The organism is Mitsuokella sp. AF21-1AC, assembly GCF_003458855.1.
In the GTDB taxonomy this organism is placed as follows: Bacteria; Bacillota; Negativicutes; order Selenomonadales; family Selenomonadaceae; genus Mitsuokella.
Window position 1 is genome coordinate 27087 of sequence record NZ_QRVW01000025.1, and the last position, 13903, is coordinate 40989.

General features: G+C 54.4%; 10 protein-coding genes. 2 read left to right on the forward strand and 8 right to left on the reverse strand.

Features of this window, described 5'->3' with window-relative positions:
• Window positions 1-133: 133 nt before the first annotated feature.
• The gene (locus DWX75_RS09300; protein WP_118016050.1) at window positions 134-1177 is read right to left on the reverse strand and encodes a hypothetical protein; all 1044 of its coding nucleotides are present in this window, start codon (window positions 1175-1177) and stop codon (window positions 134-136) included.
• A 27-nt stretch (window positions 1178-1204) separates the two neighbouring features.
• A complete protein-coding gene (locus tag DWX75_RS09305; RefSeq protein WP_147671575.1) occupies window positions 1205-4246 on the reverse strand; it encodes a hypothetical protein in 3042 nt (1013 codons plus the stop codon).
• A gap of 353 nt (window positions 4247-4599) precedes the next feature.
• Between DWX75_RS09305 and DWX75_RS09310 the strand changes: the two genes are divergently transcribed.
• Window positions 4600-5208 carry an isoprenylcysteine carboxylmethyltransferase family protein gene (locus tag DWX75_RS09310; RefSeq protein ID WP_118016052.1) on the forward strand — a complete coding sequence of 203 codons (609 nt, stop codon included), beginning with the start codon at window positions 4600-4602 and terminating at the stop codon, window positions 5206-5208.
• 58 nt (window positions 5209-5266) lie between these two features.
• Here DWX75_RS09310 and DWX75_RS09315 read toward each other — a convergent pair whose 3' ends face one another.
• The 5 genes from DWX75_RS09315 to DWX75_RS09335 all read right to left on the reverse strand — a co-directional run bounded on the left by DWX75_RS09315 (window position 5267) and on the right by DWX75_RS09335 (window position 11538).
• Window positions 5267-6853, reverse strand: coding sequence for an amidohydrolase family protein (locus tag DWX75_RS09315; RefSeq protein ID WP_118016053.1), 1587 nt, complete (start codon window positions 6851-6853; stop codon window positions 5267-5269).
• Window positions 6854-6874: 21 nt separating this feature from the next.
• Window positions 6875-8335, reverse strand: coding sequence for a sodium:solute symporter (locus tag DWX75_RS09320; protein ID WP_118016054.1), 1461 nt, complete (start codon window positions 8333-8335; stop codon window positions 6875-6877).
• A gap of 99 nt (window positions 8336-8434) precedes the next feature.
• Complete coding sequence (locus tag DWX75_RS09325; RefSeq protein WP_118016055.1) at window positions 8435-9616, reverse strand: YgeY family selenium metabolism-linked hydrolase; 1182 nt, start codon at window positions 9614-9616, stop codon at window positions 8435-8437.
• Between the two features lie 16 nt (window positions 9617-9632).
• Entirely contained in the window at window positions 9633-10823 is a 1191-nt protein-coding gene (dpaL, locus tag DWX75_RS09330) for a diaminopropionate ammonia-lyase (RefSeq protein WP_118016056.1), read from the reverse strand.
• Between the two features lie 118 nt (window positions 10824-10941).
• Window positions 10942-11538, reverse strand: a complete 597-nt coding sequence (locus DWX75_RS09335; protein ID WP_158558786.1) for a helix-turn-helix domain-containing protein — start codon at window positions 11536-11538, stop codon at window positions 10942-10944.
• A 240-nt stretch (window positions 11539-11778) separates the two neighbouring features.
• Between DWX75_RS09335 and DWX75_RS09340 the strand changes: the two genes are divergently transcribed.
• Complete coding sequence (locus DWX75_RS09340; protein WP_118016058.1) at window positions 11779-12570, forward strand: PD-(D/E)XK nuclease family transposase; 792 nt, start codon at window positions 11779-11781, stop codon at window positions 12568-12570.
• A gap of 45 nt (window positions 12571-12615) precedes the next feature.
• On the opposite strand, the gene DWX75_RS09345 is transcribed toward DWX75_RS09340, so the two are convergent.
• A complete protein-coding gene (locus DWX75_RS09345) occupies window positions 12616-13518 on the reverse strand; it encodes a metallophosphoesterase (protein ID WP_118016059.1) in 903 nt (300 codons plus the stop codon).
• Window positions 13519-13903: the final 385 nt, after the last annotated feature.

Consider the following 13903-nt stretch of genomic DNA (forward strand, 5'->3'; position numbering starts at 1 on the left):
CCTCCTCCTTCTTTTTCTTATCATCAGGAGAGTCATCCCCCCAATCAATTCCCGTTTTAGTGTTTGGGATGGTCTGACGTTGTTCATTATCATCCCCATAATCGATTCCCATATCATCACTCCCTATCTTAATTTATAAACCCACAATATTACGAATTTGACTAGAAATCAATTTCAGTTCCTGCCACTTATTGAATAACTTGTTGAGATTTTCACGGTCTTGAGCTTTAATTCGATCCGGTGGTTCAGGACGATTTTCAGAAGCTAAGACTTCTCTGACATTTGTTAACATATTTTCTGCTTCTTCTAAACGTCGTTGTAGCTTCTCATTCTTTTTCACCTCCTCAGCGAACCTCTGCGCCCAGTTGCTTTGCTGCTGCTTCTTGTCCATCGTTTCCAGCAGATAGCTGATTCTTCCCATCATCACCTCCCCAAAGTGATCGAGCTCCTGCTTATTCTGGCCGAAGCCCTGCGTGAGCTGCTGCTCGAGCTTATCCAGCCGGTCATCGTACTGATGCACATCGTCGAGAGCCGCCGACACCCTCTTGGTCTGTCCGTCGAGTGCCGTGACGCCCTCCTGCAGCGTGCCGCTGGCCGAGGTCAACACCGACTGGCACGACGTCAGCGTTTCCTGCCATTTCTGGAGTCCCTGGAACACCTGAATGTTCTCCGCCACGCCCGCCTTTACCTCCTGCTGCCGCGCTGCCGCCTGCTTTGCTACCTGCTCCAGCGCCACAAGCTGCTTTTCCTGCGCCTCCACCTGCTGCTGCATGCTGGCCGCAGCCTTCGTCAGCTTCTGCCAATCCTTCAGCTTGTCTGTCAGCTGGCCGAGATCTTTGGCCGCCTGCTCGATGTCCTGCTGCCGCGTGGACAGTTCCTTCACCTTTTTCAGCATAGTATCGAGATTCCCGGCAATATCCCCGTTCTTTTTCGTCAGCTGCTCCAGGAGCTTGCGCGTCGCCGTGTCGATATCCCCGAGGCGTTCGTTGTACGTCTGCAGAATCTCCTGATCCTTGGCCTCGGTCACCTTGGCCGCGAGCTCGTCGACACAGGACTGCACGCTCGCCAGGAACTGATTCGTGCCCGTGATGGCCTGACGGATCTTCTCCGTCGCATCGGCAAACTGATCCAGATCAAAATCCGGCGTCCATTCTCCTTCTTGCTTCGCATTCACCATATGTTACACTCCCATCTTTTCCGTGTCTCACTCAGCCCGCAGCAGGTGCAGCGTTTCCTCCGCCATACGGCCAAGCTGCCGCCACTGCGCCTGCTGCCAGAGAGCCAGCGACCGGCGGACCTCCGGCTGCGCCACAGCCTGTTGCAGACAGGTCTGCCAGTCCTCATCCTTCCGGTCGGCTTGGAACCGTTCACGCAGCTTGCGCCAGGCCCCGGGCTCCTCCGGCTTCATCAGGAGGATCGCGATGGCCAGGCAGGATGCACCGGGCAGCGGGTAATGCTGCAGCATGTCCTCCCAGTACATCCTGGCATGCGCGGACTGGCCGTAAAGCCTGCCGGCCTCCTCATACTGCTTTGCCTCGAGGTAAGCCCGGCCCTGGCAGCGGATGTACTCTTCCCCGTAGCCTTCCGCGAGCAGATCGTGGTAGATATCGGCCGCGGCCTGGAAGCGTCCGGCCTGCTCATAGTTCTCAGCCATGACGATGCGGTCTTCCTGCGTGATGTCTGAAAGCCAGTCAAAGAGCCACTGCCGCCACGTCTTGCTGCTGCCGGGCTTCACGGCCTGCAGGTCCTCGCAGTAAGCAATGACGCCTTTTTCTGCAGCCTCTTTGGCAAAGTTGTGGATAGCGGGGCTGAACTGGAGTTCCCGATTCTCGTAAATCACGAGTTTTTTCTGCGCGCGTGTCGCCCCCACGTAGAAGTACCGCCAGGGCCAGGCCGTATCGGCAGATGTGCGGTACATGTCGGAGCAGATGTCGACGAGCAGGACGGATGGATACTCGAGGCCCTTGCAGGCCGCCATATCATCCATGTCCTTCCGCGAAGCCTCCGCTTCGTCAAGCTGATTCCGATCCGCAATGAGCGGCATGAGCTTCGTCTCATTGAGCTCGGTGAGGAGTTCCTGCAAGGCGGCCGCATTCTCGCGGCCCTGTTTGATCCAGACGGGCTTCTCGCCGTGCATGTGCTCCATGGCCCGGATGGGGACCTTCTCCTCCTCATGCAGCGACTGTGCACGCGCGAGCCGCGCCATGATGAAATTCTGGAACGCGACGATTTCCTGCGTCGAGCGGTAATTGTAGTGCAAATACTGCGACTGCCGGCTCTCCGCCGGTGCCGAGGAGAAGTCCACCTTGCCGAGACGGTTCATATCCGTCAGCATCTGCGCGGGGTCGAAGAGCGTCGGCTGGATGATCTGGCAGCGGTCCGAGGCCATGAGCTTGTGCGCACAGTGCTTGAGCTGATAGCCGAGTGCCAGCAGCTCGACTTCCGTGAGGTCCTGGCATTCATCAAGGAACGCCGCCTGCCATTTCTGGCGCGGCGTGCTGGCATGCAGGACGTAGCGCGCCAGATCGTTGTCATCGCCCAAATGGCAATCCTTCAATGCCGCTTCATAGCGTGAAAGGACCTGCGTATACAGGAATTCCCGCGCCTGCTCGCTGAGCTGCTGATGCTTGCTGACATCGCGCTCACGGCGGATGTATTCCTCCGGGCTCAGATGCGGGCGGATGTGCAGCGGCTCCTGATTGTAGTCCAGCTTATTCTTATTTGGGATGCAGCCCTTGATGATGCCGTGGATTTTGCGCCAGGCCAGCATGATCTTCTCGTCCTGCGTCATGCCGGCCTCCTGCAACTTGCCCCAGCCCGTCTTGATATTCTGGCAGACCTGACGGAAAAAATGGAAGCTCTCCTGCGGATTCATATAGCGGATCTCACCGGCAGCCTCCTGCTCACGGACCTTTGGCACCTTGTGCAGGAACGAAAAAATATCCTCGAAAATCAACCAATCCTTGTTGAATGCCAAGTCGCCCGGCAGCGGCAGGATAGTCTTTTCCTGCCCGTCCGTGTCCATCTCCTCATGATAGGAAGACGAGATCCGGTCCACGAGATTCGATGACATTGTCAGATACAGGCAGTGCTCCTGCTTTTCCATTCGCTTGGAAATCCAGTGGAAGCCGACGACGGATTTACCCGAGCCCGCATTGCCGACAACCGAGAGATTCGCCACACCGCCGGCTTTCTTTACGACGAGCCGCTGCGTCTCATCGTAATTGAAGCGCGACTCGAGGATAAGCATCGTCTCGAGGCTGTGACGCGCATAACGATTCTGGATCCGGCAGCTGTAGAGGCGACGCAGGAAACGTCGCGGTGCCCAGTACACATAGCCCGTCAGACGCCCCTCCTGGCCGATGACGCCTTTGGCCGCTTCAAACATTTCCTGGTCATCATGGCTGACGATGCCGAGGATGTTGAACACCTTGCCCGGCGACAGATACCAAAGCAGGCGGTAATTGCCACCCAGGCGGCACTTCGTCACGCGCCCGGCCAGATGGCCGTCCGCTCCCTTGAGGTACTTGATATCATTCTTGCCGCTGGCGGCCCGCGTCAGCACCAGGTAATAGCGGTGCAGGATGCGCGGCATCATCTTGACCCAGCGGCGCAGGATATCGTCCGGCACATTGCGGAACAAACGCTTCGAGAACTGGATGCCCGTAAAGAATTTCGTCCATTCGCCGCAAACATCCCACGACTGTTCCTCGCCATCATCGAGGGCGAAATCCATCTCAATCGCACGAGTCTCATCCTTCGCCGCGCCTGCAGCCCCTTCTTCTTGAGCCAGTTTTTCCACGATCCGGATGGTTGCTTTTTGAGGGGATGGTGCCGGTCCCTGCTGCAAGCCCTCTTTTTCGAGGAACCAGTCGACGACCACGCACAACGCCCGTCCCACTTCCTCAAGGTCCTGCTGCGTCCTGGCCGTCTGTACCTGGCCCTGCATCAGGCTCGCCAGCGTCGCATGGATGTAGGTATTGGCAACCGCGCGCACGATATGCGCCTGCAGGGCATAAAAATCCTCCATATCCCCCTTCTGCTGCAGCATTCCGAGGGTCTTGTGGATATCCGTATACGCCCGGTGCAGGCTCAGGCAGCGTGCCTGCAACATGTACTCCAGGGCCTGCCTGGCGCGCGTCATCTTGGCATCAACGGGATCTTCGCTGCTGTATATCGTGCGCAGCAAGGCACAGAAGCCCGGATGCTTCTCCTGCAGCACTGCCCATGACTGTTTGAACTCCATCGCCATTCACTCATTTCTCTCGGCAGGGATCCGATTCCCCGCCCGCTTTCATCTGTTCGTTATATTTGTCTCATGCATTTTTAATTGACAAGATAACAATTCTACACGGACAGGGCGATTCCTGCCTCTTTCCACAAAAGACGCCCTGAAAGATTTGTTCGCCTGTCAAAAGCAGGCAGCTGCATCCTGCTGATACCTTTGTTTACAGGAATATATTTCCTCGTTTATCCTATCGTTAAACTTCGTTCTAGTCTCGTTTAAACAGAAACGTTAAACTGGAAGCATCAAGAAGGCAGATGACATCACCTGCCATTCGAAAGAAACTTATCATCATGGAGAAACGAGGGAGTATCATGAGTCATTTCATCGCTTACTATCGCACGCGCCTGTCACAGCTCTTTGGTCTGCTGTTCCTTTTCCTGGTCATGTTCACGGACAAGAAGCTCGATCTTACCGCGCCGGAGGTCTCAGGCGTGCTGTTCCTCGTCGGCTGTGCGCTGGTGGGTATCGCCATTGTCGGGCGTCTCTGGTGCGCGCAGTACATCGCCGGCTACAAGGACAATACGCTCGTGCGCGAAGGCCCCTACTCCATGTGCCGCAATCCGCTCTATTTCTTCAGCTTCCTCGGCACGATTGGCGTCGGGCTCTGCACGGAATCCCTGACGCTGACGGCGTTACTCATTGTCGCCTTCGGCCTGCTCTACCGTTCCATCATCCACACGGAAGAAACGAAACTCATCCGCATTTTCGGCAAGCCGTATGCCGACTACCTGCGCGAAGTCCCGCGCTTCCTGCCAAATCCGCACCTCTTCCATGAGCCCCGGCTCTACGAAGTCGTGCCCGGTGTGTTCCGCCACGCCGCTGGCGACGCCCTGTGGTTCGTCGTGGCCATCGGCATCATGGAGCTCATCGAGGCCCTGCAGGACACCGGTCTCCTGCCCACTTTATTTTCTCTCTATTGATGCAAAGAGGGCTATATGCTCATACCAGCATATGGCCCTCTTTATGTCTGCACGATTCTTATTTTCTCAATACGTACCCGTTACGCGGCTGACTCGTTTGATAGATGCCATCTTGGACCAGATGAACGCCGTTGACAAAGACATCCCGGATTCCTTTCGGATATTGCGCGGGGTTCACGAATGTGCCTTTGTCCCGGATGGTTGCGGGATCGAACAAGACCAGATCCGCATAATTCCCGGGGCGCAGCTCGCCGCGCTTTTTGATGCCGAGCGTTTCTGCCGGTTTCTTTGTAATCTTATATATCGCCTGTTCCATGGTCAGTGCTTTTTCTTCCCGCACATACTTGCCCAAGAAGCGCGGGAATGCCCCGTAAACGCGCGGATGCGGCTTGCCGGCCAGCAGCCCGTCGGTGCAAAGATTCATTTCCGGCCGCTGCATGAAGGTCTTGACATGATCTTCCGTGCCGTAAAAATCGACCATGCCCACGGCATTCTCTTCTTCATAAAGCAAATCAAACAGGGCATCATAGCGATTTTGATGGCGCTTCTCCGCCATTTCTGTCAAAGACAGGCCGACCAGGGACTGATTGGCTTCCGTCTTGACGCTGGTGATGTAAATCTGGTCAAAGCCGGCAAAGGCGATGAAGTTGTCCCAGCCCGGGATTCCCTGCTCGATATCGTGGATCATGCGCTTCCGTGCAGCCGGGTCCTTGAGCCTTGTCATCAGTTGATTGGTGCCGCCGTCATGTGCCCACGGCGGCAGCACGACGCCGAGCATCGTACTGCCGGCCACATAGGGATATTGGTCAAACGAAACGCGTATGCCCTCTGCTTTGGCTTCATCCAGGAGCTTCAGCATGCCGTCAATGTACTTCCAGTTCTGCCGGCCGCATACTTTGAAATGGGAAAAATGCACCTTGACGCCAGATTCCCGGCCGATGCGCAGGACTTCCTGCATGGATTCCAGGATCGTATCCGCCTCACTGCGCTGATGGATGACAAAAACACCATCATACTCAGCCACCACTCTGCAAAGCTCAATGAGTTCCTCTGTTCTCGCATAGGCACAGGGAATGTAAATGAGGCCGGTCGAGAGCCCATAGGCCCCGGCTTCCAGTTCCCGACGCAGGATTTCCTGCATGCGTTTGATTTCTGCCGGGCTGGCCGGTTTGTCTGCCAGGCCCATAGCCTCCATGCGCACGTTGCCATGCGGCACCAGATAGGCTTCATTGATGGCCGGCTTCGCTCGTTCAATTGCCGAAAGATAGGCTGCCGTCGTATGATAATGCCAGTCAATCGCATCGCTGTCACCATCGAGTCCCGCCAGGTTTTTTCGCCAGGAACTGATATACGGCTCTGGCAAAGGGGCTATGGAGATGCCATCCTGCCCCAAGACCTCTGTCGTGATGCCCTGCATGATCTTGGGGCGGAGTTCTGGCTGCGTCAGCACACACAGATCACTGTGACTGTGCGTATCAATAAAGCCCGGAGCTGCATACAGGCCATGCCCGTCTATCACGACATCAGCAGGCATATCTCCCTGACCGATCCAGCTGATCTTATCGTCTTCCAACAGGATATTGCCCAGAAACGGCTTGGCGCCGCTGCCATCCACAACCATGACATTACATATTTGTGTACGCATACGAATCCTCCTCTACGCTGCTTACGATTCATGAACATCCGGCAAGAGCTCCGTCGTTTCTTCCTGCGGCGGGCACAACTTCGAAACGACCAGGAAGGAGAGCAGCGCTGCCAGCAGGCCAGGAATAATCGGCTGGCTGACATGGATGCCGAAAAGAGAACCGCCGGCAAGATTCTGGACGTAAATAACCACGATTGTGCCAACCAGCAGCGAGGCCAGCGTCCCTGCCGTCGAAGCGCCCTTCCAGTAATGCCCCAGCACATACGGGAAGAAGGCTCCGGCTGCGCGGAACGTGAACGAGAACATCAGGATGGTGATGATGCTCGACGTGTTGAAGAGGGCGACGCCAAGCGACAAGAGCCCGCAGAGCACCATGACCGTGCGTGCCATCTTCATGACCATCTCATCCGTGGCTTCCGGATTGATGTATTCGCGATAGATATCATTGGCGAAGATAGAACCTGCACCTAAAAGATCAGAACTTGCGCTGGACATCGTAGCAGAGATGACACCGGCAAACAGGATGCCGCAGATCAACGGCGGCATCGCATGGACGGCAAGGACCGGCAGTGCATAACGGGAACCGACGCTCTGGAACTGAGCTGGGTCAAAGATTCCCATGTTGACCAGCGCGAGAACGGTCACACCAAGGATGGCAGGGATAAAACCGTAGACAAAGTTGATAAGGGCAGCTGCGATGGAGCCCTGCTGTGCCGCCTTGCCGTCACGTGCGGCATAGTAGCGCGATACGGCTTCCTGTCCAACCGTGAACGTGGCAATGTACATGATGGTGAGACCGATGACATCGACGACGCTGTATCCCTCGAAAAGATTGAACGTCTCGGGCGGGACATTGGCCACGACATTATTCCAGCCGCCAGCAAGATTAAACGCAAACGGGATGGCAATCGCCATGCCGAAGACGATAAAGAACACCTGGATGAAATCGGTCAGCGTAACGCTCCACAAGCCGCCCATGACCGAATAAAGCGTTACGATGCCGCAGATGAGAATCACGGCCATGTTGAAGCTGATGCCCAGCATCGTCGAAAGGATAACGGACGAGGCGATCATCTGACCGGCCGTCAGGCCAATAAGAGGCAGGAGCATGATGACAGCCGTTATGAGGCCGGAAAGCCGGCCGTAACGGCGGCGGAAATACTCCGGCACCGTCTTGACCTTGGCATCACGGAATTTTGGCGCCAGGAACGTCAAGATCACGAAGGCAAAGCCCATGGCAATGACGTACCAGGCTGAACTGATGCCGTATTTGCCCATGCCCTGCTGCACAACACCCAGTGAGCTGCCGCCGCCAATCTCCGTGGCGGCCAATGTGCCGGCCATGAGGATCGGGCCCAGGCGGCGTCCCGCCACCATGAAATCCTTGTTGCTTGAAATCTTGTTCTTGGCATACCAGCCAACGAAAAGCATGATGCCCATGTAGGCAATCACGACTGCAATGACAATCCATGAAACCGTCATCGTAACTCCCTCCTTATTAAAAAAGGCGCTGCATACGAATCATCATGATCCGTATTGCAGCGCCTTTGCTGTAAACTATTTATTTTATAAAAGATAATTTTATGCCAGCAATGCTTTCATGACATCCTCATAGCATTGCGTTACCTTCAGCAGCTGATCCACTTCGATGTACTCATCAATCGTATGGGCGAGATTCTCTCGCGATGGTCCCAGGCCGATGGTCTTGATGCCCGCTTCGCCAGCGTAATGGCTGCCATTCGTGCAGAAATTATACTGCGTGATTTCCGGAGTAAAGCCATCTGCCTGCAGTTTCTGTACGACCTTCTGCACAAACGGCGCCTCTTTGTCGTAAAGCCAGCCCGGGAAGAAACGCTTGCTGGTGATCTCATTTCCTGTCCAGCATGTTTCTTTGCCCACAGCGTACGAGATTTTATAGGAAGCTTCCGGGTCCTCCTGCATCAGCTTGTCCAAGGCTGCCTGCAGCGGTGCGAGTACCGATTCCGGTGTCTCTCCCGTCAGAAGACGGCGGTCATACGTTGCCCTGCAATACGCAGGGACGACGGACGCACCCGGATACGGCGATGATTTGATATCCGTGAGTTCCAGAATGCCATCTCCCAGTACCGGATGATGCGGCGCCTTCACCTGGCGAAGCGCTGCAATGGCTTTCGTGATTTTATACACGGCGTTGATGCCTTTTTCCGGATTGGCGGAATGGCAGGGCTTGCCGAAGGATTCCAGGACAATCTCAGCTCGGCCCCTCTGACCGACTTTGACATTGAGGCCCGAGGCTTCGCCGATGACGACGATATCCGGATGAACCTGCTGGCTGATGGCCCGGGAGGCAACGCCCTCAAAGCATTCTTCGTGCACGACACCGGCCACATAGATTTCACCGGCAAAATCCCGCTTGTTGTCCTTGGCAAAGAAACCTGCCGCTGAAACCATGGCGGCCAGAGCACCCTTCATATCCGATGTGCCGCGTCCATAGATGCGGCCATCATGAATCTCTGCCTCGAAAGGCGGGTGCTGCCACGCCGATGGATCCGGCACCGGAACGGTATCCATATGGCCATCAAACAGGAGTTTCGGCCCCGGGCGCCTGCCCTTAATGCAGCCGATCACATTGCCGTAATCATCTGCTGCCGCAGAATCAAAGCCATTCGCCTTCATGAAGGCCATGAGATGCTCGGCCACACCTTTTTCCTGACCGGAAAGGCTCGGGATACGAATCAGTTCCCGGCAAAATCCTATTACCTGTTCCTTGCGTTCCTGTTCCATATTTGCCCTTCCTTTCTCAAAGGCTGGCGTGCTCGCCATCCCAGACCACACGACGATAATTCAGGATATCCGTCGCTCCCTCCGTACTGAAACAGAGGATGACAGAATCACGATCCAGATGGAGCTTTTCTTTCAGTTTCTCATACTGCTCATTCATCAGCAGAGAAACAGCCGCGCCGCTCGTGACCGCACCGCTTTCTCCCGAGATGACACGAGGATCATCACCGGCAGGAGCTCCGAGAATCCGCATGCCTTTGGCAGCAATGTTGTCATCACAATGCAGTGCATAGTCGGCTACTCCGGCCAGTACATCCCAGCCAAGGCGGCAGGGTTCCCCACAGGCAAGGCCTGCCATCATTGTCGGCATATCGCCCGTCACAGAATGAAGCCTGCCATCTGCGGCCTGTGCCGTGCGAAAGATGCAATCCGCCTGATCCGGTTCCACGATGACGATGACGGGTTTCTCTTCTCCGGGGTAAACATTGGCAAAGAATCCGCTTACGGCAGATGCCATGGAACCAACACCCGCCTGCAGGAAAATATGGGTCGGCCTTTCCGGAAGCTGCTCATAAGCTTCCAGGGCCATTGTGCCATATCCCTGGATGATCCAGCGGGGAATATCCTCATAGCCATCCCAGGAGGTATCCTGCACGAGGACCCAGCCTTTCTCCCTGGCCGCCTGCGCCGCCTTGCGCACGGCATCATCATAATTGAGGTCCGTGATGGAGGCCTCCGCCCCTTCTTTCCGGATATTCTCCAGACGTTCCGGACTCGTCCCTTTCGGCATGTAGACGACCGCATGCTGCTTTAACTGATGGGCCGTCCAGGCAACGCCCCGGCCATGATTGCCATCCGTTGCCGTAACGAACGTAATCTCTCCCAATTGACGGTGGATCTCATCGGAAATCATGCGCTCATATGGCAAGTCTTTCAGAGGAATACCCAATTTCTTTGCCAGATAATTGCCGATGGCATAACTGCCGCCCAGTACCTTAAAAGCATTCAAGCCAAAGCGATACGACTCATCCTTCACCAAGAATTTCCGGATGCCCATGAGCCCGGCCAGATTCTTTAAGTCACACAGCGGAGTCTGCCGATACATGGGGAACGACGCATGGAACTGCCGTACCTCCTGTATCGTTTGTTCATTCAGCCACTCCGGAGCCTGCCAGCCATCCGGCCTGCGAGGGAAAGCTGCTGCTTGCATAGCATCATCCTCCTAAAAAAAAATAGACGCTGAGATTCATCTCTCAGCGCCATTGCTTTTCTCTTTCTGAGATAAATATATCTCATTTTGAGAAATATGTCAATCACAAAATACTCATTTATAAATTGTATTCACGTATTTTTCGGTACAGTGTCGCCCGGCTGATCCCCAGAAGCGAGGCGGCCTTATCGGTCCGGTCTGTTTTACGGGCCTCATCTTTCACTTCTGCCAGGGCACGCCGTATCGTTTCCTTCTCCAGCGAAGCCAGATTCAGATTCGGCGCAGCCTTTACGGATTGTTCCTCCTGCTCCACACAGCTCAGGTTGCTGACGATGAGCTCTGCCATCTTCGTGAGGAACTGGATCATCCATTCCTTATTCTGAAAGAAATGCTGCGACTGCTCGGGCGTAAAGCTCACCAGACCGATTGCCCCGACAGCCTTGCCGTGCAGGATGAGCGGTGCTGCCAGTTCCGTCTGTTCTGGACAATGCCGGTAATTCGGACAGGGCTCGCACAGGACATGAAAGCCCGGATGCTCGATCAGGATCAACTGCTTGGTTTCCATGACATGTTTGTAGACAAACCCCGCATTCATCAGTTCACCGAACTGCGTATGATATTTACCCGTTCCCGCAATGCGGATAAAATTACAGTCTGCCACCTCGACTTCCAGACCAATCACATCCGCAATGGCCTGCGCTGTTTTCTGCACCACAGGCTGAATCCTGCTCAACAAGCTGTCTTCCATATCTTCTGCACCCCATTATATCGTTCTGATTCCCCGGACAAATATGTCAATCGTATCAATAGTATATCGTATATTTTAGCACAGAAGCAAAATCCCCGCCATCTGCCGCCTGCGGAAAGCAAGTGACAATCCCCGCAGACGACGTGGCGCAGTGCGTTGCGCAACTTGGCCTTCTGCTGTAAAATAGAAACAAGAACAGAGAAAAGGATGTGGTCGCGTGCAGGGACACCGGATGTCGGTACTATCGTGGTTGAACCGGATGGTGGCAGTCCGCTGCGCATCCGGAATGAGCAGACGGAAGACAAGACACAGCATGAAGGCACGGTGTTCTACGATATCCGCTTTACGGCCCTGGCGCCACGGAGCGACAAGCCGATTGAGCTGATCATCAACATCGAAGCTCAAAATGACTTCCATCCAGGCTATCCCCTCCTGAAGCGTGCCATCTACTATTGCAGCCGGATGATTTCCAGCCAGTACGGCACAATCTTTACGAAGTCGCATTACGAGAAAATCCAAAAGGTCTACTCCATCTGGATCTGTACCGAACCGACAAAGGAATGGGCTTACAGCATCACTCGCTACCGGATGATGGAAGAACACCTGGAGGGGCAGCCTCAGGCCTCACATGAGGATTATGACCTGCTGACACCAATTCTGGTATGCCTCGGCAAGAAACGATATACGGAACTCCATGGGCTCTTGAAAATGCTCAACATGGTGCTCTTGGATGATACCAAGCTCCAGGACAAGCTTCAGACACTGAAACAAGAATTTGACATCGAGATTACCCCACATCTCGAGAAAGGAGTGGCGAAAATGTGCAATCTGAGCGAAGGCATCGAAAGACGCGGCATCGAAAAAGGCAAGATGGAAGATATCTTGGAGATGCTGAAAGACAATCTGGCACTCTCTAAGATTGCCCTATACACGAAAATGTCAGCGGATATCATTCGAAAAGTGGCCAAAGACAACAATTTGCCAGTCCGAGAGGGTTAATCCTATCAAAAAAGCATGCCTGCGTGGGGGCATGCTTTTTTGTGATCACAAAGTCATCTCGTGTTTATCCGCAAATCCGGCTACACGGAACCAACACAGCACCATATCGAATGAGAATGGACTGTTCTCACGTCTGACAGTCTCCGCCTGCTGCTCAGTGATGTGGCAGGGCTGGACGAAGCGCTTGTCTTCCCAGGGGAGCTGTACGGCGGTATAGATTGTTCTGCCCAGCCGCTGCTCGAAGTGCTCGCGCGTCATGGCCAGGAACAGGCAGTCCGCATGATAGTGGAAACAGGCGACATCGTCATTGCCGACAAAGTGCTCCGTCCCATCTGCCTCCCAGAAGCAAAGCGGCTTGGGCATGGCAGCCTTTGTGTTGCCGATGTAATCCCGCATCGTCGCTGCTCCGAGATATCCCTGATGCAGAGCATAGAGTTCCTTCTTCGACGGATTGCGTCCCCGCTTCACCCAGCTCTGCAGGACACCGACGGTCTTGTCATCGAGAGGCAGCGGCTTATAGCCCATGTGCTCCAGAGCCAATGGCCAATAGCGATGGAAGACATCCTCACTGTGCAAATCATGCTGATGACCGTGGATGTTGATGTCAGCCGTATGGCCATACTGCGGTGCATGTGAAAAAAGCATGCGGATGCCCTGCAGCGTCATCGTCATCGAGTCAACGACAAGATCAAAGCCAGCCTCCATATAGTACGGCGTTGACTTCCTGTCATGATTGCCGCGCACCAGGATCTTGCGGCCGGGCAGCTTCATGAAGCGCATAAGCTCTTCTTCATTCCACGCCACATCACCGAGATGAATCAGCGTGTCATTGCTCCTGACCATCTTGCGGCAGTTGTCCAGGATGAGGTTCGTGAACCTCGCCGGACGGCCGCAACTCTTCAGCATGTTCTGATGGCCCAAGTGCGTATCCGTAATCAAGTAAAGCATGGTTTATTTTCCCCTTTCCAGAACATGCCAATTTCACGATTGCATCTCAATGTCTCTTACCATCGCTTGGCAAAGCATCTCATCAGCTACTGCCATAAATCGTCTCCATTTACCAGCATCAACTCCCTGCAGTACCTCAACTTCTCGGAAAAAACACCGGATAAAATAATAACAGAGAGTTGTGTTCTAATTCTTTGCCTGAATAAAGTTGCATCTCTTTCACCTCATATCCTTCCAAGTTGCCGATAAACATCAATAGCCCAGAACAATTTTTATTCTGAGCTATCATGATATTTACATGTATTAGGAGGAATCTCTTAACAGGTTTCACCCCTTGAAGATCCTAACTCAAACTTCGCAGTTGCTAAACTACTAATTTATTCTT